Annotated in this window: 21 protein-coding genes; 14 read left to right on the forward strand and 7 right to left on the reverse strand. The window is 35.9% G+C overall.

Annotated elements, in window-relative coordinates; translation table 11 throughout:
- Positions 1–21 precede the first annotated feature (21 nt).
- Positions 22–2,055 carry a methionine--tRNA ligase gene (gene metG, locus BCF58_RS09670; protein ID WP_121461585.1) on the reverse strand — a complete coding sequence of 678 codons (2,034 nt, stop codon included), beginning with the start codon at positions 2,053–2,055 and terminating at the stop codon, positions 22–24.
- A 337-nt stretch (positions 2,056–2,392) separates the two neighbouring features.
- On the opposite strand from metG, the gene BCF58_RS09675 reads away from it, so the two are divergent.
- The 14 genes from BCF58_RS09675 (at position 2,393) to guaA (ending at position 22,491) form a co-directional block, all read left to right on the forward strand.
- The gene (locus BCF58_RS09675) at positions 2,393–5,272 is read left to right on the forward strand and encodes a SusC/RagA family TonB-linked outer membrane protein (protein ID WP_170148999.1); all 2,880 of its coding nucleotides are present in this window, start codon (positions 2,393–2,395) and stop codon (positions 5,270–5,272) included.
- A gap of 11 nt (positions 5,273–5,283) precedes the next feature.
- Entirely contained in the window at positions 5,284–6,837 is a 1,554-nt protein-coding gene (locus BCF58_RS09680) for a RagB/SusD family nutrient uptake outer membrane protein (RefSeq protein ID WP_121461587.1), read from the forward strand.
- A 20-nt stretch (positions 6,838–6,857) separates the two neighbouring features.
- Positions 6,858–7,970, forward strand: coding sequence for a SusE domain-containing protein (locus BCF58_RS09685; protein ID WP_121461588.1), 1,113 nt, complete (start codon positions 6,858–6,860; stop codon positions 7,968–7,970).
- 77 nt (positions 7,971–8,047) lie between these two features.
- A complete protein-coding gene (locus tag BCF58_RS09690) occupies positions 8,048–10,204 on the forward strand; it encodes a glycoside hydrolase family 97 protein (RefSeq protein WP_121461589.1) in 2,157 nt (718 codons plus the stop codon).
- 133 nt (positions 10,205–10,337) lie between these two features.
- Complete coding sequence (locus BCF58_RS09695) at positions 10,338–12,185, forward strand: glycoside hydrolase family 13 protein (protein ID WP_121461590.1); 1,848 nt, start codon at positions 10,338–10,340, stop codon at positions 12,183–12,185.
- A gap of 26 nt (positions 12,186–12,211) precedes the next feature.
- Entirely contained in the window at positions 12,212–12,733 is a 522-nt protein-coding gene (locus BCF58_RS09700) for a nuclear transport factor 2 family protein (protein ID WP_121461591.1), read from the forward strand.
- Positions 12,733–14,139, forward strand: a complete 1,407-nt coding sequence (locus BCF58_RS09705) for an MFS transporter (protein WP_121461592.1) — start codon at positions 12,733–12,735, stop codon at positions 14,137–14,139. The genes BCF58_RS09700 and BCF58_RS09705 overlap by 1 nt, the downstream gene beginning before the upstream one ends.
- 231 nt (positions 14,140–14,370) lie before the next feature.
- Positions 14,371–15,102, forward strand: coding sequence for a pirin family protein (locus BCF58_RS09710; protein ID WP_121461593.1), 732 nt, complete (start codon positions 14,371–14,373; stop codon positions 15,100–15,102).
- 129 nt (positions 15,103–15,231) lie between these two features.
- On the forward strand, positions 15,232–15,783 hold the full coding sequence (locus BCF58_RS09715) for an NADPH-dependent FMN reductase (RefSeq protein ID WP_121461594.1): 552 nt from the start codon (positions 15,232–15,234) through the stop codon (positions 15,781–15,783).
- 295 nt (positions 15,784–16,078) lie between these two features.
- Positions 16,079–17,071: a phosphoribosylformylglycinamidine cyclo-ligase gene (purM, locus tag BCF58_RS09720; RefSeq protein ID WP_121461595.1), complete on the forward strand. Its 993-nt coding sequence runs from the start codon at positions 16,079–16,081 to the stop codon at positions 17,069–17,071.
- Positions 17,072–17,146: 75 nt separating this feature from the next.
- A complete protein-coding gene (purN, locus tag BCF58_RS09725; protein ID WP_121461596.1) occupies positions 17,147–17,719 on the forward strand; it encodes a phosphoribosylglycinamide formyltransferase in 573 nt (190 codons plus the stop codon).
- Between the two features lie 253 nt (positions 17,720–17,972).
- Positions 17,973–19,487, forward strand: coding sequence for a bifunctional phosphoribosylaminoimidazolecarboxamide formyltransferase/IMP cyclohydrolase (gene purH, locus BCF58_RS09730; protein ID WP_121462031.1), 1,515 nt, complete (start codon positions 17,973–17,975; stop codon positions 19,485–19,487).
- 89 nt (positions 19,488–19,576) lie between these two features.
- The gene (gene purD, locus BCF58_RS09735; protein ID WP_121461597.1) at positions 19,577–20,815 is read left to right on the forward strand and encodes a phosphoribosylamine--glycine ligase; all 1,239 of its coding nucleotides are present in this window, start codon (positions 19,577–19,579) and stop codon (positions 20,813–20,815) included.
- 146 nt (positions 20,816–20,961) lie between these two features.
- Complete coding sequence (gene guaA / locus BCF58_RS09740) at positions 20,962–22,491, forward strand: glutamine-hydrolyzing GMP synthase (RefSeq protein ID WP_121461598.1); 1,530 nt, start codon at positions 20,962–20,964, stop codon at positions 22,489–22,491.
- 426 nt (positions 22,492–22,917) lie between these two features.
- On the opposite strand, the gene BCF58_RS09745 is transcribed toward guaA, so the two are convergent.
- The 6 genes from BCF58_RS09745 to BCF58_RS09770 all read right to left on the reverse strand — a co-directional run bounded on the left by BCF58_RS09745 (position 22,918) and on the right by BCF58_RS09770 (position 26,354).
- The gene (locus tag BCF58_RS09745) at positions 22,918–23,223 is read right to left on the reverse strand and encodes a hypothetical protein (protein ID WP_121461599.1); all 306 of its coding nucleotides are present in this window, start codon (positions 23,221–23,223) and stop codon (positions 22,918–22,920) included.
- A gap of 185 nt (positions 23,224–23,408) precedes the next feature.
- Positions 23,409–23,957, reverse strand: coding sequence for a hypothetical protein (locus BCF58_RS09750; RefSeq protein ID WP_147462051.1), 549 nt, complete (start codon positions 23,955–23,957; stop codon positions 23,409–23,411).
- The gene (locus tag BCF58_RS09755) at positions 23,954–24,562 is read right to left on the reverse strand and encodes a hypothetical protein (RefSeq protein WP_121461601.1); all 609 of its coding nucleotides are present in this window, start codon (positions 24,560–24,562) and stop codon (positions 23,954–23,956) included. Before BCF58_RS09755 ends, BCF58_RS09750 begins: the two co-directional genes overlap by 4 nt.
- Before the next feature lie 6 nt (positions 24,563–24,568).
- On the reverse strand, positions 24,569–24,826 hold the full coding sequence (locus tag BCF58_RS09760; RefSeq protein WP_121461602.1) for a hypothetical protein: 258 nt from the start codon (positions 24,824–24,826) through the stop codon (positions 24,569–24,571).
- A gap of 237 nt (positions 24,827–25,063) precedes the next feature.
- The gene (locus tag BCF58_RS09765) at positions 25,064–25,546 is read right to left on the reverse strand and encodes a hypothetical protein (protein WP_121461603.1); all 483 of its coding nucleotides are present in this window, start codon (positions 25,544–25,546) and stop codon (positions 25,064–25,066) included.
- A 460-nt stretch (positions 25,547–26,006) separates the two neighbouring features.
- Positions 26,007–26,354: a hypothetical protein gene (locus tag BCF58_RS09770; RefSeq protein WP_121461604.1), complete on the reverse strand. Its 348-nt coding sequence runs from the start codon at positions 26,352–26,354 to the stop codon at positions 26,007–26,009.
- Positions 26,355–26,360: the final 6 nt, after the last annotated feature.

A 26,360-nucleotide genomic window follows, 5' to 3' on the forward strand; every position in this document is an offset into this window, starting at 1 on the left:
TTTATATTTATTTGGATTTAATTATCCGATTTCAACACCGTTTTCAACTTGATCATCCGGCGTTACAAACGATAGCTTACCATCTGATTTAGTAGTTAAAAGTAACATTCCCTGAGATTCAATTCCTCTAATCTTTCTTGGAGCCAGGTTTAAAAGAATCATTACTTGCTTGCCTATCAGTTCTTCCGGAGTAAAGCTTTCTGCAATCCCTGAAACTACCGTTCTTACATCTACACCTGTATCAACCGTCAGTTTTAAAAGCTTATCGGCTTTTTCTACTTTCTCAGCTTCTAAAATGGTAGCTGTTCTCAGGTCGATTTTAGTGAAATCATCAAAATTGATTTGTTCTTTCATAGGAGTGGCGTTAGGATTGGTTTTTTTGTTGTTTTGTTTTGTTTGTTCTAATTTCTCAATCTGAGCATCTATTACACTGTCTTCAATTTGAGAGAATAAAAGAGGAGCGACATTTATTTTATGACCTGCTTCAATTAAAACTTTTGAATGTTCAATATCATTCCAGTTCATTTGTTTGATATTGAAAATGTCATAAATTTTCTGTGCTGTAAAAGGAAGGAAAGGCTCAGCTAAATTTCCTAATGCAGCAGCTATTTGGGCGCCAATAAATAGAATTTTTTTAGTTTTATCTAAATCAGTTTTGATAGTTTTCCAAGGCTCTTCATCAGCCAAATACTTATTACCAAATCTTGCCAAATTCATGAATGATGTTAATGCATTCCTGAATTCGTAATTTTCAAGATAGTTTTTTATTTCTGTAGCTTTGATACCGATCTCTTCAAGTTCAGGAGCATTGATGTCACCTTCAGGAATAATCCCGTCAAAGTTTTTATTAATTAAAACGGCAACTCTGTTGATGAAGTTTCCGAAAATTCCTACCAATTCAGAATTATTCTTCGTCTGAAAATCTTTCCAGGTAAAGTTATTATCCTTTGTTTCCGGAGCAGAAGAAAGAAGAGCATATCTCAATACATCCTGCTGTCCAGGGAAATCTTCAACATATTCATGTGCCCAAACCGCCCAGTTTCTTGAAGTTGAGATTTTATCGTTTTCAAGATTCAGGAATTCAAAAGCCGGAACATTTTTCGGCATTATATAATCTCCATGAGCTTTCATCATCGAAGGGAAGATAATACAGTGGAATACAATGTTATCTTTTCCGATGAAATGAACTAAATCACTTCCTTCACTTTGCCAGTAATCTTTCCAATCCTTTCCATTCTTTTCTGCCCATTCTTTCGTAAAAGAAATGTACCCGATCGGTGCATCAAACCATACATATAATACTTTTCCTTCAGCACCCGGAAGAGGTACGGGAACTCCCCAGTTCAGGTCTCTGGTCATTGCACGAGGCTTTAAACCATCGTTCAGCCAAGACTTTACCTGTCCGTAAACGTTGGGTTTCCAGTCATCTTTGTGACCTTCGATAATCCATTCGTTCAGGAAGCTTTCATATTCATTTAATGGAAGGTACCAGTTTTTGGTTGCTTTAAGCACAGGGACATTTCCGCTTAGCATAGATTTAGGATTGATAAGCTCAGAAGGAGAAAGGGTAGAACCACATTTTTCACACTGATCTCCATAAGCATTTTCGTTACCACAGTTTGGGCAGGTTCCTACAATATATCTATCTGCTAAAAATTCATTAGCCTGCTCATCAAAATACTGTTCAGAAACTTCTTCCGTAAATTTTCCTTTCTCATAAAGAGTTTTGAAGAAGTCTTGACTCGTTTCATAATGCTTTTTTGAAGTTGTTCTGGAGTATTCGTCAAATGAGATTCCAAGATCAGCAAAAGATTTTTTAATGACTTCGTGGTATTTATCCACAATATCCTGAGGGGTAACTCCTTCTTTTTTAGCTCGAATGGTAATAGGAATACCATGCTCATCCGAACCGCAGATAAACGCTACATCTTTTCCTAATCTCCTTTGAAATCTTGCATAAACATCAGCAGGAATATACACCCCCGCTAAATGTCCTATATGAACCGGACCGTTTGCGTAAGGCAAAGCAGCCGTAATCATCTTCCTGTTTGACATTTTATAGTAAAATTTTAAGTGCAAAGATAAGGAATATCTTAAGAAATCCGAAGAGCAGTTTTTTTAACGATGTTTTAACAGTTCAGAGCGGTGAATATTACATTTAGTTAAACAAATGTTTAACTTTTTATTAAAAATAGCCCATTGTTATGTATGGCATAATTTGACGTAACCAAATGAAAAACAATTGTTTGGTTTCAAATTGAACAACCAATATACAGAAAATTAATAAATTTTTCAATGAATCGACAGAAATTATAATTTTTTTATAAATTGCGAGTCTGGGTTTTATCCAAGGAATGATACAAAATAAAGAAACTATAAAAAAAACGATATTGTGAAAAATTTTACAACGGTATTAAAGATTGCGCCTGCATTTTTACTGGCAAGTACGGTAATTCATGCACAAACAAACGATACTATAACACAGGAAAAAAAAATTGAAGAAGTTGTATTGGTGGGGTTTGGGGCTAAAAAGAAAACAGATCTTACAGGATCTGTAACAGCTGTTACTGAAAAAGATTTTAATAAAGGAGCTATTGTTTCTGCAGATCAGCTGATCCAAGGAAAAGCCCCCGGGGTTAGAATTACTAATGGAGGAGGATCACCGGATTCGGCACCCAACATAAGAATTCGTGGAGGATCTTCTATTAGTGCGTCGAATAATCCATTAATTGTAATTGATGGGATTCCTCTCGATTCCACGAATCCTGCAGGGATTCAAAATCCATTAGCTTTAGTAAATCCTAATGATATTGAATCATTCTCTATACTTAAAGATGCTTCAGCAACAGCGATCTATGGAGCCAGAGCTTCCAACGGGGTTATCCTTATTAAAACAAAATCGGGGGGAGGTAGATTAAAAATGAATTTTAGTACTAATGTTTCTCTGGGACAGGTGACTAAATACATTGATGTAATGAACTCCAGTCAATACGTTAATTTTATTCAGACATATTTCCCGAATGATGTCTGGAAGCTGGGGACGGGCGGAAGCCCTGCTAATCCTACGGTAATGGGTAAGATCTATGATACCGACTGGCAGGATGTAGTGTACAGAACGTCCGTATCTACAGATAACAATTTTAGTGCTTCAGGAAATTTATTTAAAACACTTCCTGTAAGGTTATCATTAGGCTACAACAGAACCGAAGGGGTGGTGAAAAATGATGATCTGGAAAGATTTTCAGCTACTTTAAGGTTAACACCAACGTTTTTTGACAAACATTTAAAAGTAGATATCAACGCAAAAGGTTACAGAGTAGATAAAAATACAGTAGATGCGGGAGGTGCTATTGGTGCTGCATTAACGAGAAACCCTACCTTGCCGGTGTACAGCAGTGATGTATTTGGGCAAGAAATGGGTCAGAATTATTTTGGTGGATATTATCAGAATTTTTATCAGGCAAATGGGGTATACAATTTAACGTATGACTCCAATCCATTAGGATTGCTAATGCAAAGACACCGTCCAGAGAATACTTACCGATTCCTTGGGAATGTGGAATTAGACTATAAGTTTCATTTTCTGCCTGATTTGAGAGCGGTAGTGAATATGGGGTTGGAATCTTCAAGGACTAAGATTCGTGAGACCTATGATCAGAATGCCAGAAATTCAATTATTAATCTTACGACCAATTCTTTACAGGACCTAATCTATAACCCAGGTCTGGCCTACGCTGAAAACCAGTTTACCAATAACAGAAACCTGGATGCTTATTTAGTGTATAGCAGAAAGATTAATGATTTTATTACCAACTTTTTAATTCAGGGAGGGTATACCTATCAGGATTTCAGATATGATGGAAATAAAGAACAGTTTTATTCTGATCCTTCAGGAAGCGGTATCCGTATCCCGCAGCCGAACAGAGCAAACCCTAATTACGGTTATTTCAATCATCTGAATCTTCAGTCTTTCTTTGCAAGAACCAATATTGACATCAAGAACAAATATCTTTTCACGGCTTCATTCAGAGCGGATGCTTCATCCCTTTTCAATGGATTTGATAATCAATGGGGGTATTTCCCTTCAGCGGCATTTGCATGGAAGATGCAGGAGGAAGCATTCTTGAAAAATTCGGAAGTTGTTAAGGAATTAAAGTTGAGAATCGGTTGGGGACAAACCGGACAGCAGGATATCACACAAATCGCAGGCGGATTCTATCCTTCCAGACCTTTATTCTCATTAGGCGGGGAAAATGCACAATATCTTCCAGGATTTAATATTTACTCTGCATTAGGATATAATCAAAACCTGAAGTGGGAAACTACAACAAGCTGGAATGTTGGATTTGATTTTAGCTTATTTAGAGGCAATGTATTATCCGGAAGTATTGATTTTTATGACAGGAAATCCACAGACCTTTTACTGAAGGCACCTGTTCCTCCCGGGCAAGGGCTTACCAATGAATTTTCAGACAACGTAGGTTCTTTAAGAAACAGAGGGGTGGAAATGAATTTGAACATTAATCCTATTAAAAAAGAAAATATCAACTGGAACATATTTGGTAACATTGCTTATAACAAAGGAGAAATCCTGGAGCTAAAATACTATGACAGAATTTTAGCTGGTGGAGACCTTCCTGTTGGTACTGGCGTTAAAATCGCTTATCATGTGGTGGGCCTTCAGCCTTATTCTGCATGGATGTTCCAACAGGTATATGATGATAACGGAAACCCGATAGCAGATACTTTCGTTGATAGAAATGGTGATGGTAAGATCACCAATGATGACCGCTATGATGCACAGATAATTCCTAATTTCACCTATGGATTCGGTACAAGTTTAAACTATAGAAATTGGGATTTTACGGCTAATTTCAGAGGACAGATTGGCGGTAAAGTGTATGACGGAAGACATGTTGCGCAAGGATTTATCAACCAGGCTAAAACGGCCAATTCCGAGCATCTAAGCAACGTGCTTGATTTCTATGACGGAAGATCATCATTCAATCTTGTTCAACCAACAGACAATATGTATTTTTCTGATTATTTCTTACACGATGCGTCATTCCTTAGACTGGATAATGTGACCGTAGGATATAGCATCGAGAAAATATTTGGAAATAAGCTTGATCTAAGGGTATATGGATCAGTTAACAATGCATTTATCCTGACGAAGTACAAAGGGCAGGATCCAGAAAACTTTGGTGGAGTTGATAACAACTTCTATCCAAGACCAAGAATTTATACTATTGGTTTCAACTTTAACTTTTAATCCGAAAAATAATGAAAAGAACAAAAATATATAGTTTATTAGCAATAGCAGGTTTGTTTTTTGCTTCTTGTACTAGTGATCTGGAAACAGAACCGAAATATGAACTTACATTGGAAGAACTTTTAATAAGAGATCCCAATGCAGTAGAAGGTCTTTTATCCAGAATGTACTCTACATTTGCATTATCAAGTGTAAGTGGTCCCGGTGATTCTGATATTGCCGGAGCTAATGCCGGAGAATCGCCGTTCATCAGAGGATTGGTAAATCTTAATGATTTTACTGCAGATGGAATGAAAAACAGATGGGGAGACAATGGTTTGGATCAACTTACTACAACTTCCGGATGGAATTCAAATAACAAGTTCTTTAAATATGTATATGACAGAATTTATTATACGATTCCTCAAACAACCAATCTGATCCTTATTCTGAGAGATCGGGTAGATGTTCAAAATGAAGATCAGTATGTAAGTGAATTGAGATTTTTAAGAGCTTTATCTTACTATTATCTGATTGATTTCTTCGGAAAAGGACCTTTGGTTAACAACGATACCTATGGTTCTGCAACACCTCTTCCGGAATCATCAAGAGTTGAATTGTTCAACTTTGTTGAGGCCGAGCTAAAGGATGTTGAATCTAAAATAGCACCTACCAATACATATGGGAGAGCAAATCAGGCTGTTGTACAGATGCTATTGGCTAAACTGTATTTAAATGCAGAAGTTTATACAGGTACGGCAAGATATAATGATGCTGCTACATATGCTTCAAAAGTAATTACAAGCGGGAATTATCAACTGGAGACTAGTTTTGCTAAAAACTTTAGAGCAGATAATAATACCTCAAAAGAAATTATCTTTCCTTTGATTGCTGATGCTACTTCTTCTCAAAGTTATGGGAATACAACATATATTGTTAATGGAAACTTAAACTCTACAACGATGAATCTTGCTACCTACGGAGCAGCAGAAGGATGGGGAGGACATCGTGCATCAAAAGGATGGTATGGTTTGTTTGGAGCTAACGCATCGGAACTTGCCGCAAGTACGGATGTAAGAGCTAAAATGTTCTGGACTACAGGACATACCTTTGAAATGAATGATTATAAGGAGTGGACTAATGGATATCCATCTATTAAATTTTCTAATAGAAATACGGATGGATCAGGAAATGTAACCGCGTTTTCTTCTACAGATTTCCCTTTATTCAGATTGTCTGATGCCTATCTTATCTATGCGGAATGTGCACTTAGAGGGGCTTCTACGGCTACCGTTTCTCAAGGGCTTTCTTACGTAAACCTTATCCGTGCAAGAGCAGGAGCTACTATACTTGGAAGTATGACACTACAGACTATTTTGGATGAAAGAGGAAGAGAGCTAGGACTGGAAGGAGTAAGAAGACAAGACCTCATCCGTTACGGAAGATTTACCGGAGGAACTTATTTATGGCCTTGGAAAGGAGGAACCGCTAACGGAACTTCTATTTCAAGTAACTACAATTTATTTCCAATTCCTGAATCTGCACTTCAGGCCAACCCTAATTTGACTCAAAACACAGGTTATTAAAAAAACTTAAATGATTAAGAATGAAAAATATATTTAAAATATTTCTATTAGGAGTAATAACTTCGTTTATCGTTTCATGTGAAGGAGACGATGAAAAGTTGATCCTTAGCAATACATCGCAAGGAAATTTGTCAGCTGATAAAACTTCAGTGGTTTTAAATGAAACCATTGCAAGTCAGGCGGCAATTACATTTACCTACGTGAACCCTACCTTTGACCCAAAGATAGCTTTTACCAACTCCGTTGAATTAGCAGTCGCTGGTACAAATTTTAAACCAAGCTCTGTTCAGGATGTTCCAATGGACGGGAATACATTTTCATTGACACATCTTCAAATGAACAATATTCTGGCTTCTTTAAATGTAGCTCCGAATGTGGCAAAACCTATAGAGATCAGATTAAAGTCAAGCCTAAACAGTACTACAGCATATTATTCTAATGTAATCACTGTGAATGTAACCGGATATGCTCCGAACCCGGATTTGATCTATCCTAAAATTAATGTACCTGGAGGATATGCCGGGGCAGCCGGATATGCAGACTGGAATCCTGCCAATTCACCCAATTTATTTTCTCCTGGAAAAAATGATAAATACAGAGGATTTATCTATGTGACCAATCCTGCAAGCGAATACAAATTCACTATTAATCAGGACTGGGCGGGAGATAAAGGTGACGATGGCACCTTTACCGGTAAATTAGTTGAGCAGGGTGAGCAAAATATTAAGGCCGTTTTAGCTGGAGCTTACTACATTAATGTGGATTGGGCAGCCAATACATATTCTTCAGTGATTGCCAATTTCGGAATTATTGGTGATGCAACACCTACAGGATGGGGATCAGACACTAATTTTGTATACAATCCGGCTACTAAAACATTTATAATCAACTCCATTGCTTTAACAACTTCTGGAGTATTCAAGTTTAGAGCTAACGATGACTGGGCAATGAAGTTCCAGCCGGCAAGTGCTGATCAAACTTTGACTTCCGCAACAAGTGTTGTTACCTATCTGAATACTGAAAATACAGTAACGGGTGATCCAAGCTATAAAGTGGATGTTGCTGGAAATTATAAAATAGAGTTGGATCTACATAACTCGGCAAATTATAAATTAACACTTACAAAATTGTAAAATTTACCGAATTTATATACATAAAGTGTTGCTTTTTAGCAACACTTTTTTTATTTTTAATGCTTATATTAGTTATTATGAAGAAAATTACAGTTGGAGCTTTATTGTTCTCAATGATGTTCGCAGGCGTTAATGCACAATCTTTAAAATCACCGGACGGAAAGTTTGAAATGAACTTCCAGTTAAAGCAGGGAGTTCCCTATTATAACCTGAAATATAACGGGACTACAGTAGTTGAAGATTCTAAATTAGGATTGAGATTATTTAAAGACACTTCTATAAAATTCGCTTCCGAAATTGCAAAACCGGAAGATGCTAAATTTGATCTGAACAATGGTTTTACCAAAACAGACGAAAAAAGAGACTCTAAAAATGAAACCTGGAAACCGGTCTTAGGAGAAAAGAAAAACTATATTAATCATTACAACGAATTGGCGGTTACACTTAACCAGAATTCTACAGACAGAAGCATCGTTGTAAAGTTCAGATTATTCAATGATGGTTTAGGATTCAGATATGAATTCCCGCAACAGAAAAATCTTAACTATTTCGTTATCAGAGAGGAGGATTCGGAGATCGATTTCCCTACCGATATGAAAGCCTGGTGGATTGTGGCGGATTATGATTCTCAGGAATATAAATACCAAACTACCAAAGTTTCTGAAATTCCGGGAAAATGGGAAGGTGCTACTGATTCCAACGCTTCCCAGACTTTGATCAAAAATGCGGTTCAGTCCCCATTAATGTTAAAAAGAGAAGGTAAAGACCCTCTTTATGTGAATGTTGCAGAAGCTGCCGTTCTCAATTATCCGGCTTCACATCTTGAAGTGGATGCTCAGAATTTCAAATTTAAAACACATCTTACAGCCGACAGACAGGGCGCAAAAGGATATATACAAACTCCCTCCACAACACCTTGGAGAACCATTATTGTTTCGCCAAAAGCGGAAGAAGTAATGGATTCCAAAATGCTTTTCAACCTGAATGAACCTACAAAATATACTGACACTTCTTACATTCACCCTACGAAATATATGGGAGTTTGGTGGGAAATGATCATCGGAAAATCTCAGTGGGCATATTCAACTGCGGAAAATGTTCATTTGGGAATAACGGATTTTTCCAAGCTTACTCCTAATGGAAAACATGCAGCCAATAATGATAAAGTAAAAGAATATATTGATTTTGCAGCAGAAAATGGTTTCGGCGGGCTTTTGATTGAAGGTTGGAATACCGGTTGGGAAGATTGGTTCGGCCACTCAAAAGAATTCGTTTTTGATTTCATCACCCCTTATCCGGATTTTGATATCAAAATGCTGAATGAATATGCTCATTCTAAAGGAATTAAGTTAATCATGCACCATGAAACTTCAGGTTCCGCAACCAACTATGAAAGATGGGCAGACAAAGCCTTCCAATTAATGAATAAATACGGTTATGATGCCGTAAAATCAGGATATGTAGGAGATATTATTCCAAGAGGGGAACACCACTATTCACAGTGGACTATTAATCATTACTATAGAATTGCTGAGAAAGCCAATGACTATAAAATTATGGTCAACTCTCACGAATCCGTGCGTCCTACAGGAGAAAGCCGTACGTATCCGAACTATATCTCTGCAGAAGCCGCCCGTGGAACGGAATTCGAAGCTTTCGGAGGAAATAATCCGGATCATCAGACTATTTTGCCATTTACAAGATGGATGGGAGGACCGATGGATTATACGCCCGGAATTTTCCAGACCAAATTGGATTATTACTTCCCCGGAGACCAGCGTTTCGTTAAAACCACTTTAGTGAAACAATTGGCATTGTATGTCGTAATGTATATGCCACTTCAAATGGCTGCGGATTTACCTGAAAATTACAAAAAGCATATGGATGCCTTCCAGTTCATCAAAGATGTTGCGGCAGACTGGGATGATACCAAAATTTTGTCAGCAGAACCGGGAGATTATATCATTACAGCCAGAAAAGCTAAAGGAACAGAAAATTGGTTCGTAGGTGGAATTACCGATGAAAATAAACGTGATTACACCTTAGATTTCTCATTCCTGGATAAAGGTAAAAAATATGAGGCAACCATTTATGAAGATGGAAAAGATGCTGATTATATCAATAATCCTCAAAGCTATAACATTTACAAAAAACAAATTACAAGCAAGTCTAAAATTAATTTCAAAATGGTACGAAGTGGAGGTTTTGCGATCTCTATCAAGCCTGTCAATTAATTTTTTGATAATTAATAAAGGTGGGCTTTAGCCCACTTCACAATAAAAAAGATATAAAACGGCTTTAGCCAAAAATCATTAAAACCTTACGGATCATACTTCTGTAAGGTTTTTAAATCAAAACATGATTCCAATGAAAAAAATATACACCATTTTCGCTCTTTCAGCAGCCTCTCTGGCCTTTTCACAAAAACCACTGGAAAAAGTAGAACCGGCCTTCTGGTGGAAAGGAATGAAGAATCCCGAACTTCAGATACTGGTTTACGGAAAAGATATAGCTAACAATGAAATTGAGCTTTCAGATGGAATTCAGATCAAAAATGTTCAGAAAGTTGAAAATCCTAATTATGTTTTTATCACGGTAAACACCAATGAGATCAGTGTTCCGAAATTTAAGATCAATATCAAAAACGGGAAAAAGAATGTAGATTCATACACTTATGAATTAAAGCAAAGAGAGTCCAATTCAGCTAATCGGGATTCTTTTACCTCAAAGGATGTCATGTATCTTATTATGCCGGATCGTTTTGCCAATGGAAATCCGTCTAATGACAATACCAAGGATACTGCTGAAAAATCAGACCGTAAAAATCCTGGCGGACGTCATGGAGGAGATATAGAAGGAATCATTAAAAATCTTGATTATCTCAAGGAAATGGGCGTAACAGCTCTTTGGAATACCCCTTTACTGGAAGACAATGAACCCTCATATTCTTATCACGGCTATGCGCAGAGTGATTATTACAAAATAGACCCGCGTTACGGTACCAATGAAGACTATAAAAGACTGGCCAATGAGCTTCATAAAAGGGATATGAAACTTATTATGGACTATGTGACCAATCATTGGGGATCACAAAGCTGGATCATCAAAGACCTGCCTTCAAAAGACTGGATCCATTACTGGAAAGAAGGAGAAAAAGGTTTCAAACGGAGCAATTACAGAATGACTGCACAGTTTGACACCAATGCAGCAAAAACAGATGCGGAGAACTGTATGGATGGATGGTTTGATACCACAATGCCCGATATGAATCAAAGCAACCCGTTAGTAGTCAATTATATGGTTCAGAATGCCGTTTGGTGGACAGAATATGCAGGCTTAGACGGATTGCGAGTAGATACATATTCTTATAATGATAAAAAAGGAATTGCAGAATGGACGAAAAGAATAACCGATGAATACCCGAATCTGAATATTGTTGGAGAGGTCTGGATGCACGATCAGGCACAAATGTCCTATTGGCAGAAAGACAGCAAAATTGCCGCCATAGAAAACTACAATTCTTATCTGCCGTCTGTGATGGATTTTACGTTGCACGACGCTATAGGTCAGGTTTTTAAAGAAAAATCAGGTTGGGATTCCGGGATGCAAAGAGTATATGATAATTTTGCCAATGATTTTCTGTATCCTGATATTAATAATATACTCGTATTTGCTGAAAATCATGATACACAGCGATTTAATCAGTCATATTCCAATATCGAAGATTATAAACTGGCCATGACATTGATTTTGACTGTTCGTGGGATTCCTCAACTATATTATGGCTCAGAAATCGGAATGTCCGGAGATAAAGGAAAAGGAGACGGAGATATTCGCCGTGATTTTCCGGGAGGCTGGAAAGAAGATTCCAATAATGCCTTTGTGAAATCAGGAAGAACAGAATCCCAAAATCAATATTTTGATTTTACAAAAAAGCTGCTAAACTGGCGCAAATCCAAAGAAGTCATCCATACAGGAAAAACCCTACATTATGTCCCTGAAAATAACGTTTATGTTTACTTCCGGTATAACGATAAAGATAGGGTAATGACAATTATCAACAATAATACTGAGGCTCAGACCCTGAATTTAAAAAGATTCTCAGAAGGTATTAAAAATGTTGCTCAAGGAAAAGATATTATTTCAGGAAAAGAAATTTCTTTACAGAACAGCTTAAGCATACCTGCAAAAACATCGATGATCATTGAGTTATAAACTGATTTATTTAAAATTAATTCCAAATGAAAAAAACTGCACTTTTCTATACTTTAATATTTTTTTTACTGGGTTTTACCGGGATTTCAGCCCAATTAAAAAACAAATTTGAAAAAGAAAAAACGGAGATCAGTACCATGCTCGACGGCTTTAATGTAGCTGCTGCAAAATCCGATTATGAAGGATATTTCAATTATTTCGCCGACGAATCTACTTTTATCGGAACAGATGCTACCGAAATTTGGAATAAAAAAGAATTCATGGTTTGGGCAAAACCTTATTTTGATAAAAAAAGAACCTGGAATTTCACGGCTCTTAAAAGAAATATCTACTTCAGCAAAGACGGAAAATTAGCATGGTTTGATGAACTTCTGGATACCCAAATGAAAATCTGCCGTGGTTCAGGAGTCGTTGAAAAAATCAACGGACAATGGAAAGTAAGACAATATGTTCTTTCCGTAACAGTTCCTAATGATGTAGTGGATAAAGTGGTGGCAGAAAAAGCCCCAATAGAAGATGCATTAATCAAACAATTAAAAACAAAATAATGGAAAAAAATATAACGGGTTCTTTTGGAAAAAGAAAAAAGCCCAATTTATCCATACTTCAGATTATCAACATGAGTATGGGATTCCTGGGAATTCAGATGGCTTTCGGCTTACAAAACGGAAATGCAAGTAGAATCCTTGCCAATTTCGGAGCAGATGTTCATGAATTATCCTGGTTCTGGCTGGTTGCACCCATTACAGGGCTTATCGTTCAACCTATTATCGGGCATATGGGTGACAATACCTGGAGTCCGCTCGGGAGAAGAAAACCTTATTTTTTAATCGGGGCGGTTTTATGTGCCATTGGGTTGGTAATGCTTCCTAATGCCGCTTCTGCAACGCAAATGATGGCTGCCAATGTTTTATTGATGGCTGTAATTTTCCTTGCGATGATGGATGCGTCCATCAATGTGGCAATGGAGCCTTTCCGAGCTTTGGTAGGAGATATGCTCCCGAAACATCAGGCAACAATCGGGTTTTCCGTTCAGACGATTTTAATCGGAATTGGGGCCGTTATCGGTTCCGAATTGCCGGGATGGTTAACGAAGATGGGAATCTCCAACGAAGCTCCGGAAGGGTATGTAGCAGATAATGTTATCTATGCCTTCTATATCGGTGCTGCAGTTTTGATATTATCAATTTTATATACCATTTTTACGACCAGAGAATATTCACCGGAAGAATTTGCGTCATTTGAAGGCGGGAAACCTATTGTAAAACACGAATCAAAATTGTCTGATATTTTCAAAGACTTTAAAAATGCACCATCCCAGATGAAGAAACTGGGAATCGTACAGTTCTTTTCCTGGTTTGCATTATTTACCATGTGGGTTTTCACAACAAGTGCTTTAGCAACCCATCATTTCGGACTTTCTCCTGATGATACCCATTCTGCGGAATTCAATAAAGCCGGGGATTTAACGGGAAGCTTGTTCGGAAGCTATAATTTCTATGCTATTTTCTTTGCCTTTGCCCTGACTCCGATTGCGAAATTTATCGGTAAAAAGCAAACTCACGCTTTAGCCTTGGCATGTGGAGGATTGGGTCTGATTTCAATGTATTTTATAAAAGATACACACAACCTCTGGATTTCAATGATCGGATTAGGATTTGCCTGGGCAAGTATTTTAGCAATGCCTTATGCGATGCTAATAGATTCCATTCCGCAAAAGAAAATGGGAGTATACATGGGAATTTTCAATTTCTTTATTGTTATCCCTCAAATTATTAATGGAGTTTTCGGAGGTCCAATTGTAAGTGGTGTCTTTGGAAAGCAGGCTATTGATTATATTGTGGTAGGAGGGGTATGTATGTTGATAGGAGCAGTAGTTACCATGATTTTCATTAAAGAAGAACCTGAAAGTCCAAAAGAAATAGAAGAAGAAATCCAACAGGTACATTTTTAAGATAGAAATTAGACTTTCTTTAATTATTGAAAGGATAAAATCAAAAAAGCGGGCTTTAGCCCGCTTTTTTGTTAAAGCTTTCCAAAAAGGCTTTAGCCTAAACTTAGATATTCCTAAAAATCCAATGTTTCAAAAAAAAATCAATCTCATTCATCACAATTCCGTTCTTATCCTACGTCAATGATTTCAGAGGGCTGTATAACGTACATTTGTACCATAAATAAATCAGATATGAAAACAGTATATCATAAAGCAGATTCAAGAGGTCATGCAGACCACGGTTGGTTAAACAGCTATCATACTTTCAGCTTTGCCAATTACCAGAACCCGGAAAGAACCCATTTCGGTGTTTTAAGAGTATTGAATGATGATACCGTTACTCAGGGAATGGGTTTCGGAACACATCCTCACAGAGATATGGAAATCATTTCCATCCCTTTGGAAGGTGATTTGGAGCATAAAGATTCTATGGGAACTACGGCGGTGATCAGAAAAGGAGAAATCCAGGTCATGAGTGCCGGAACCGGGATTATGCATAGCGAATATAATAAAAACAAAGATGTGCCGGTTAAATTCCTTCAGATTTGGGTGTTCCCGAGAGAGATTAACCTTGAACCAAGATACGACCAGAAAAGCATCAAAGAAGGTGAGAAAGTGAATGGTTTTCAACAAATCTTATCACCCAATAAAAATGACGACGGGGTTTGGATTCATCAGGATGCATGGTTCAATATTGCCAATTTCACCAAAGGAAACGGGAAAAATTATATGTTGAACAAAAAAGGAAACGGAGTCTATGCTTTTGTACTGAAAGGAAGTGCAAAAGTAGGGGACAGAATTTTAAACGAAAGAGACGGATTAGGAATCTGGGACACTCAAAGCTTTAATATAGAAGCAATAGAAGACACCGAAATTTTATTGATGGAAGTCCCAATGGAATTACCTTCTTATCTTAAACCATAAAAATATTTTGCAAATAAAAATTCCCCTCCATTGGTGGGGTCAAAAAATTCAGAGAATTTTTGAAGGGGTGGTTTAAATATCCGACCTTTGCCGCAATATTAGAATACATTAAAATTAACAGATCAATACATGAAAATTTTAGCAATAGCAGGAAGCAATTCCGAAGTTTCGATGAACAAACAATTAGTTGCTTATGCTTCTACAATATTTGATAATGCAGAAGTGGAAGTAATAGATTTAAATCCTTTTGAAATGCCGATTTATAAACATGAAAGAGAGCTTAAAGACGGTATTCCACAGGAAGCAAAAGATTTTGCAGCGAAAATTGATGCCGCGAACTTACTGTTAGTTTCCTTGCCGGAACATAACGGGACTTATTCCACAGCTTTTAAAAATGTATTCGATTGGGTTTCCAGAATCAAGGAAAGAACAGTGTGGAATGAAGTACCAATGCTGCTAATGTCTGCCGCTCCCGGAGCAAGAGGCGGAGCCGGAGTTTTAGAAGCTGCCACAAAGCGTTTCCCTTTCCACGGTGGAAATATCGTAGAAACTTTTTCACTTCCGTTTTTTAATGACAATTTTGATAAGGGCGGACAGAAAATTTCTAACGAAGAGAAAGACAATGAATTAAGAGAGAAAATCAAAAAGATTTCAGCCATCGAAACCATCCTTGAAAAATAGAATTTGAATATTCATTTAAAATTACTATTTTTGCAAAAAGAAAAATAATGAAAATTCAGGCCACTTTTAAAGAATGTTTTTCCCAAAAAGGAGAAACTGTGGGCTCTGAAATTCTGAGATAAAATAACGGCCGATAATCTACCAAGATTGTCGGCTTTTTATTTTCTGAAAAACCGATATAAAAAGTAAATATAAATGTACCAATTTATCAATGTAACAGTTTACCAATTCAAATTATTGATAGATTTTCAAATTGCTACATTGTTACATTAGTTAGATTGTTAAATTATTAAGCATGAGCAACACTTACAAATCTGCAGGAGTAGACAAAGAAGAAGGATACAAAACCGTTGACAAGATCAAAAAAGCGGTGGGTGAAACCCATAATTCCAATGTATTGAACCATTTGGGAAGTTTTGGGGCTTTCTACGAAATAGGAGGGTATAAAAACCCTGTTTTGGTTTCCGGAACAGACGGTGTAGGAACCAAGCTGAAAGTCGCTTTAGATACTAAAAAGTACGGCTCTATCGGAATAGATTGTTTCGCAATGTGTGCCAATGACATTCTTTGTCACGGTGCAAAACCATTATTCTTTTTAGATTACCTGGCTTGCGGAAAACTGGATTCGGAAATCGCTGCGGAAATCGTTCTGGGAATGGTAGAAGCTTGTAAGGATAATAATTGTGCATTGATCGGTGGAGAAACCGCAGAAATGCCGGGAATGTACCAGCCGGGAGATTATGATGTGGCAGGATTCTGTGTAGGAATTGTAGAAAAAGACCAGATCATCGACGGTTCTAAAATTAAAGCAGGTGATAAAATCATCGCATTGCCAAGTTCCGGCTTCCACTCCAACGGTTTTTCATTAGTAAGAAAAGTATTCCCGAATTTTGAAGAAGAATTTGAAGGAAAACCATTATACGAAACCCTTTTGGTACCTACAAGACTGTACTATAAAGACATTCATAAAGTGATTGGAGAGGTAAATGTTGCCGGTATTGCTCATATTACAGGGGGAGGTTTATACGAAAACGTTCCAAGAATTATTCCTGAAGGATTGTGTGCTTCTATCGATGCATCAAAAATCCAGATCCCAAGTGTTATGCTTGAACTGGAAAAAAGAGGCGGCGTAACTCGTGAGGAAATGTTCGGAACCTTTAATATGGGAGTGGGAATGACGATCGTAGTAGATGCGGAACATGCAGAAAAAGTATTGCATCTTTTGGATGATGCTTACGAGATCGGAGAAATCACGGAAGGAAGCGAGAAAATAAATTTGTCAATATAACAATTTATCAATGTATCAGTGTACCAATACATTCATTGTTACATTGTTAGACTAATACATTGTTACATTAATAACATGAAAAACATCGTTGTACTCGTTTCAGGTTCCGGAACCAATCTTCAAAGGATCATAGATACTATTGACAATGGAGAGATCAGGAATGCCAAAGTAACTCTCGTAGTAGCAGACAGAGAATGTTACGGACTTGAAAGAGCAAAAAATCATCATATAGAAAATATACTTATTCCAAGAGGAAAGAATTTCAGCAGTGAATTAAGTAAGGTAATTCCTGAGAATACAGATTTAATTGTATTGGCAGGATTCTTATCTATCCTGAAACCTGAGCTCTGTGAAGCCTGGAAAGGTAAAATCATTAATATCCATCCTGCCATGCTACCGAAATTCGGAGGAAAAGGAATGTGGGGGATGAACGTTCATCATGCTGTTATTGAAGCTAAGGAAAAAGAGAGTGGGGCAACGGTTCATTTCGTAACATCAGGAATTGATGAGGGAGAAACCATTCTTCAAAAATGTTTTGAAGTAACGGAAAACGACACTCCTGAAACGTTGGCGGAAAAAGTACACCAGATCGAGTATGAAATTTTCCCGAAAGCCATTAATAAAGTATTAAATAATGTACCAATCTAATAATTTATCAGTTTACCAATTATAGTCATTGTTAGATTGTTATACTGATACATTGTTACATTAATTAAAAACACATTAGATTTTGAAAAAAATATTTCGAAAGCATTTTGATAAAATCTAAGTAAAATAAAGTAAATCCGGAGGTGAAAGACCCGGAATACAGTTTGAAATAGCTGTAAAAAGTAAAAAATCGAAAGTAAAATGAGCAAAAAATCGCAGATGCGCGATTTCAGCTTAAAAAATGAAAAAATCTATGAGCAAACGAGTTTTAATCAGTGTTTCTGACAAAAGCGGGTTAATAGAATTCGCGCAGTTTTTGGAAGCCCAGAATTATGAATTAATTTCTACGGGAGGTACTTTCAAACATCTGAAAGACGCTGGTTTAAATCCAATTCAGATTGATGAGGTTACCAATTTCCCTGAAATGCTTGATGGCAGAGTGAAGACCTTGCACCCGAAAGTTCACGGTGGGCTTTTGGCAGTACGTTCCAACGAAGAGCACATGAAGACAGTTCAGGAGCACGGAATTGGTCTGATAGACATGGTGATCGTAAATCTTTATCCCTTCTTTGAAAATGTAAACAAAGACATTTCTTTACATGAAAAGGTAGAATTTATCGATATCGGTGGTCCTTCCATGTTACGTTCAGCGGCTAAAAACTTTGACTCTGTTACCGTGATTACTGATGTGGAAGATTATACAACAGTAAAACTGGAAATGGAACAAAACGGTGATACGTATATTGAAACGCGTAAGAAATTAGCCGGAAAAGTATTCAATCTTACTTCTGCTTATGATGCAGCTATTTCAAGAATGCTTTTAGATGAAGAATATCCGACGTATTTAAATGCATCTTATAAGAAAGTTTCCGACCTGAGATACGGTGAAAACCCACATCAGACAGCAGCTTATTATGTTTCTACTTTCGAAAACGGAGCTATGAAGGATTTCGAACAGTTAGGAGGAAAAGAGCTTTCTTTCAACAACCTTCGCGATATGGACCTTTGCTGGAAAGTAGTAAATGAGTTTAAAGAAGAGATGGCTTGTTGTGCGGTAAAACACTCTACACCTTGTGGAGTTGCGATCGGAACTTCAGCATTGGAAACCTATCAGAAAACTTTCGAATGTGATCCGGTTTCCATCTTTGGCGGAATTGTTGCCATGAACTATACAATCGACGCCGCAACAGCTGAAGAATTAAACAAAACGTTCCTTGAAATCGTAATGGCGCCTGACTTTGATGAGGATGCTCTGGAAGTTTTAAGAAAGAAAAAGAACTTAAGAATTATAAAAATTGTAAATCCTGTTACCGATAAGCAAACGTGGGTGAAGATAGATGGCGGAATGCTGGTTCAGGATAATGATACTCACTTCTCTGAAGAGATCAAAGTGGTAACAAACGTACAACCTACGGAAGAGCAGAAAAAAGCATTACTGTTCTCTCAGAGAGTGGTGAAGTACGTGAAATCAAACGCTATTGTTGTTTCCAACGGAATCCAGGCTTTCGGAATCGGTGGAGGTCAGGTCAACAGAATCTGGGCTACACAACAGGCTATTGAAAGAGCCAAAGAGAAATTCTCAGGGGATTTGGTATTGGCTTCAGATGCTTTCTTCCCGTTCCGTGATGTAGTGGATTTCTGCGCTCAGGAAGGTATCAAGGCAATTATTCAGCCGGGTGGAAGTGTAAAAGACCAGGACAGCATCGAGGCAGCGAATGAGCATGCTATTCCGATGATGTTTACAGGGATGAGACACTTTTTACACTAATTAAAATAGAATTAAAATTGATTTTGAGATTGTATTTATAGCATTCAAAATTATATATTTGTAAAATTAGACTAGTTAATTAATAAAGTATGAGAATATTAATCATAGGTGAAGGTGGGAGAGAATCTGCTTTGGCAGCAAGACTTCATAAAGACTCCAGAGTTACTAAAATGTTTTTTGCTAACGGAAACGCGACTACCGATGCAATAGGGAAAAATGTTCATTTATCAGAAATCAAAGAACTTAGAGATTTCGCGATTAAAGAAAAAGTAGATTTAACGATCGTAGGTCCTGAAGCTCCATTGGTAGCCGGTTTAAAGGATGAGTTTAAGAAACACGATCTTAAAGTTTTCGGTCCGACTCAGAAAGTAGCAAGTCTTGAAGGAAGTAAAGCTTTCTCTAAGAAATTTATGCAGACCTATGATATCAAAACAGCAAAAGCTGTGGTATTTGATTCATATCCTGATGCAAAAGCATATGTTCAGACCCAGGAATATCCGTTAGTGGTTAAAGCAAGTGGTCTGGCGGGTGGAAAAGGTGTGGTAATCTGCGATACAGTTGAAGAAGCAGAAGCTACCATCCACGATTTTATGATCCGTAGAATTTATGGAGATGCAGGAATTCAATTGGTTATCGAAGAATATTTACAAGGTTTTGAGGCTTCTATCATTGCATTCTCAAACGGTGAAAGATTATTCCCTTGTATTCCTGTAAAAGATTATAAAAAAGCAGGAAACGGTGATAAAGGACCAAACACAGGAGGTATGGGTTCTGTTGCACCAAGCCCTGAATTTACACAGGAACATTATACAGACTTCGAGAAAAATATCCTTGAGCCTACTATTGCGGGGCTGAAAGGAGAAGGGTTCAGCTTTAAAGGAATCATTTTCTTCGGATTAATGGTAACGAAAAAAGGAACTTACCTTCTGGAATACAACATGAGATTCGGAGACCCTGAAACTCAGGTTCTAATGGCTCTTATGGAAAACAACCTTTTGGATGTGATCAACGACTGTATGAACGGAAAAGACATCGAGCTTAAATTCAAAAATGAAAAAGCGGTGTGTCTGGTCATGTGTTCAGGAGGGTATCCGAGAAACATCGAGACAGGCTTTGAAATCGTAGGAGAAAACAAAGTGAAACACAGCCAGTTATTATATGCAGGAGCTGTGAAAAAAGGAGATAAGGTAGTTTCTAACGGTGGAAGAGTATTAAATCTGGTAGCTACAGGGGCTACTTACGATGAAGCCCGTAAGAAAGTTTATGAAGATGCCATCCCGGTTCACTTCGACTACAGTTTTTACAGAGAAGACATCGGAAAATTCTGATAAAAACCATAAAAAAAGATTTGGAGTGCTTCCAAGTCTTTTTTTGTAAAACTAATGGCATTGATTTTCAGAGGAAAGTCAATTCAAAAAGAACAATTTGAGTTTATATAAACTCATCACTTATAATTTATAACTCATCACTTACAATGGACAACGGTATTATCATATTAGATTTCGGATCTCAATACAATCAGCTTATCGGAAGAAGAATCCGTGAGATGGGAGTTTATTCTGAAATTTTGCCTTTCAATACACCTATACAAACACTATTAGAAAAACAACCGAGAGGAATTATCCTTTCCGGAGGACCAAGTTCTGTGAATGCAGAAAATGCTCACCTGGTTGAGAAAGAATTATATGAGCAGGGAATTCCTGTATTGGGAATCTGCTACGGAATGCAATTAACGGCACACCTTTTAGGCGGAAAAGTACACAAAGGGGTAAAAGGAGAGTATGGAAAAGCTCATCTGGAAATTGTAAAAGAAAATGCTTTATTGCAGGGAGTTTCTCAAAATTCTATCGTTTGGATGAGCCATTTCGATGAAGTAGGAATGTTGCCTCCCGGTTTTGAGCTTAATGCCACTTCAGGAGTTATTGCTTCCATTTCTAATGCTGAGAAAAACATTTACTGCGTTCAGTTCCACCCTGAAGTTTCCCACACGGAAGAAGGAGGCAAAATGCTTGAAAATTTCGTATTCGGAATCTGTAACGCTGAGAAAAACTGGAAATTAACCAATTATATCGAAAAAACGGTTGCTGAGATCCGTGAAAAAGTAGGAGACAATAAAGTGATCCTTGGACTTTCAGGCGGTGTAGACTCTTCTGTAGCGGCTGTTTTGATCCATAAAGCTATCGGAGATCAGTTAACCTGTATTTTCGTTGATACCGGTTTATTGAGAAAGAATGAAGGCCAGAAAGTAATGGATAACTACGGTGAGCACTTCCATATGAATATCAAAATGGTGGATGCTTCTCACAGGTTCCTATCCAAGCTTGAAGGTATTGATGATCCTGAGCAGAAAAGAAAAATCATCGGAAATGAATTTATTCATGTCTTTGATGAAGAATCTCATAAAATTGAAGGAGCTAAATTCTTGGCACAGGGAACCATTTATCCTGATGTTATCGAAAGCCAGTCCGTGAACGGACCTTCAGCAGTAATTAAATCACACCATAATGTGGGCGGGCTTCCGGAAGATATGGAATTCGAATTATTAGAGCCGTTAAGAGAGCTTTTCAAGGATGAAGTAAGAAAAGTAGGCGAGGAGCTTGGAATTCCACATCATTTGGTACACAGACACCCTTTCCCGGGACCAGGTTTAGGAATCAGGGTACTGGGAGCTGTAGATGCTGAAAAAGTAAAAATCCTTCAGGAAGCGGATGATATTTTCATTGAAGAATTATATAAAAATGATCTGTATGAAAAGGTTTCCCAGGCTTTCGTGGTATTACTCCCAGTAAAATCTGTAGGGGTAATGGGAGATGAGAGAACTTATGAATATACTGCGGTAGTTCGTTCCGCTAATACGATTGATTTCATGACGGCAACATGGAGCAAATTACCTTATGAGTTCCTTGAAACGGTTTCCAACAGAATCATCAATGAGGTAAGAGGAATCAACAGAGTGGCATATGATATTTCAAGTAAACCACCTGCAACGATAGAATGGGAGTAACCCCCATAAAAATATCTTCAAAAAATAACATTTTTATGACTTTACTCATAAGATGTTACCTTTTAAGAGGGTAACTTTGTAAAGGAATTAAATAATTTCAAATAATTTTTTTTTCATCATTTGTGTTTTTGCCTCCCGTAAGGGAGGTTTTTTTATGGAAATTCTTTAGAGTAAGCCTGATAGGGTTATTCATCGCGTAATGGTAAGATTACTTCCTTATCTTCCCAGATCAGGCATATACATTCCGGTCTCTTGCAGCTCTTGGTCACTGTATAATTATGAAGCATCCCGGAAGGGTAGTAGTTGTTATTTTCTACAATTGTCAGTTCGTTTTCTTTTGAAACGTGTTTAAATTAAAATTTGGATATGTATTTACACCCTAATTTTAATAAATATGTTTGAAAAAATTAACTTTATTATAATTAGCTACATAAAATTTACGATTCCATATACTTTATTAAAATGAATATCAGTATATAATATTATATCAAAATTAGAATCATTAATAGATGTAGATTTAATTTCTTTATCAGAACTAGCCCTAAACGAATCTAAAGTTTCTTTAAGACCTTTGATAGGTTTATTTATTTCTAATGAAATTTCATAACGTGTTTCAAATACGTCTAAAAAATATTCTCTATCCATTATGAAGGAATCAATTTTTGTTGAATCAAGAATTATAATGTCTTTATCAATTTTTTGTAAAATTTCTTGTAATACTGTTTTTTCCATTATTTTATTTTTTTGGATTGGGGGCGATAGCTTTCCACTATCGCTCTATCTTCTCAAATCCGGCATATACATTCGCTCCGAAGTCATACATTCCGCTTTCCTGGAGCTGTATACTTGGTAAAAGAAATATTTTTTGATTTGTTCTTTCCTTCTATTAAACCAATTTAAGAATAAAAAGGAGCTTATTAATGGTAATTAGTCAAATCGGGTAATTGATAATTATTTTGATAGCTTATTATCAAATTATCTCCACCAAGTCCTTTTATACAACTGAAATTTGTATAATCATTACTTAATAATTTTTCATTTCCTTTATCCTGAAATTTAATTTTTTTCTGGAAGGTAATATAATCAGAAAAAGTAAACCCTTTTGTAGGAATAAAAAAGGTACAACTATAAAAATAATTCCAAATATCAAAAAGAAAATTATAGGTGTTTTCATTTATAGTTATTCTGGCGACACTATCAAAACGGGAATCATCTAATTTTCTTAGTACTACGTATTCTCCTTCATCATTAAAAGTCTCAAGAATTTTAATTCTAAGTCTTTTTAGTTCATTCTCATCAGTTAAATCTTCTTCTCGTCTAAACGAGAAGAAGATTGTATCATTTTTTGAAAATAAAGATTTATATATTTTTTTCAGACGACTTACATCATCCCATCTGTTTATATCAAAATCTTCAATCAAAAGAAGGCTTATATCTTTATGTAAAATCCTGTTGTTAAACTTCACTTATTTTTAGTAATTTTAATGTCCCAGTTAAAGCCTATTGAGTTTAATAATTTTTTATACCACGGTCGAGATATTTCTTCATTCAAAGCTAATGGTGATCGTATAGTTTTCCATGGGAAATCCATGTCCAGACTTTTACGTAACCAGAGTACATCAAGTTGTGATTCCCTTGAAGCTGTAAACAAATATGGTAAATCTGTTAAAGGTGTATCACCTAATGGCAATTTTTCAGCGTATTTGATTAAGGCTTCTTCTTGATTAATATCTTTTATAAAAATCAATGTTGGATACTCATAATAGTAAAACATTCTATTTATTAATGTTCTATCCATTATTAATATATTTGATTTTAACTTGCATAAAATAATTCTATTGTCATTTCCTATATTAACTAATATTTTCTCTGAAATGAAATTAATAGTATTCATAAGATTGTCATTTTCTATCCATCGTTTAAACCCTAGAAAGTACACATGAGAGGTTTGGGTTAAAAAATATTCAAAAATATCATTCCATTTCGCTTGGCTTATCTCAAGATCATTGTTCATATCTTTAATACTAATCAACTCATTATTATACTTGAATAGATCTAAACTATTATCCATAAAAATTTATTTTTTATAATTCCAAGTTGATTTGGCTCCTCCTATAAATCCGTCAAGATAGCTACTTCCAAGATCAGGGCTTTGTAATTTCAACATATTTGCTGATCCAAATTGATAAGCTGCACTAGGATTCGTCCACCACCATAAAGTATTATTATGAATGGAGTATCCGCCACCTCCGCCATTAAATATCAATCTGGAGTTTCCATGTCCAAATACTCTAAAAATGCCATCTCCTTTAGTATTTTTAAACTTCTTAAGCATTTTTTCAAATGTTTGATGAAAAACTTTTTCATCCGATTTTCCAAAGAAATTTACAGGTTCTTCATCAATTATCTCATCAGCTCCAAATTGTGTAAAATCAAATTTTGAAAAATCTACTTCATCATTTTTATCCTTTTGAGAGTCAAAATATGCATCCTTCTGTCACTTTAAAGAACAATAGAGTATTGATTGCAATACTCTATATGTTAATTCATATTTTAAGGATAGATACATAGCCTATTTTGTTAATATTGATGAAGATTTGGGAACTTCTAATCCTTTGTCTAAATAATTGTCTTTTACAATTTCTTTAGCATCAATATTTTTTAGTTCATATGCTTTTAGCAAATAATAATCTATCAAATTTGAATTTGTATTAAGACCATTATCATGATTAAGAAACTTCAAAAAATAATATGTATCAAAATATGCTTGCCCGTAATTATGTTGATTTGCCATTGTTATAGAATAATATAAAAACTCTTTTTTATAATGATAAATAGCAAAATAATGGTAGGCTTTAGCATAAGCTATGGTATCTCCTTTTTGTAGCGCATTTTTTAGAAAGGTATTAATAGAATCATTAGGAACAAATCTATTATTCCCTGAATTTACAGGATCTCCTCCTTTTTGTTTGTTAGCATTATTGATGTGCTCTTTATTACAAGAAAAAAGAATTAGTAGAAAAATACTGATTATTATAAACTTAAAAATATTCATTTAATATTTATTTTATATAATTTTTAAAAAGTTCTCTATGGATAATCTCTCCATTTTTAAATATTACGATATATCCGTTCGTGGGATCACAATTATAAATTCTCCAATTAATATAAATAGCATTGAAAGACAATACTATTTATATTTTCAGTACATTTAATAAATTTGTTATTCTTTAAAACGAATCTCCAATTACATAAAAAACTACAAAATATTCTATAGTAATATTAATTAAGAATAAAACAATTAACCATTTTAATTTTTTAATATAAAAAAGTGTCCAAAAAAACATTATTATTCCTAAAAAATAAGTAATAAAGAAAAAATAATGAGAAATTAGATTTGGTAAAAACGCTAAAATATCAAATTCGAATAAGTATGTACATAAAAATTGAATATTCTGTAAAAGTATTAATCCGTTTAAAAATAAGAATGTTTTAAATGCTAAGTTTTTCATCTTTTATATTAATATTTTATATAAGACCTCATTTTTATAGGCTTCATCTATATTAGAATGATTAATAATAGAAGATCTCCTATTTCCTCCAGGAAAAAAATAACTTCCTGTGGCGTCAAAATTTTGAATATTATGCAGCATCCAGAAAGGGTAGTAGTTGTTATTTTCTACAATTTCTCCCGGTTGCCATTCATTAAAGCAAATTGGAGGGTCATACCAGGCGGTTCCACCTGTACAATGGGTTACACTGTATTGTCTTGGCTGGATGATCCCATCTTTATTCGTATCCGTATAGCTTAATCTTACATTTCCTAAATGATCTGTGAAATTATAGATATATTGGTTGGCCAATGCATC

This window comes from Chryseobacterium defluvii (genome assembly GCF_003634775.1).
Lineage (GTDB): Bacteria > Bacteroidota > Bacteroidia > Flavobacteriales > Weeksellaceae > Chryseobacterium > Chryseobacterium defluvii.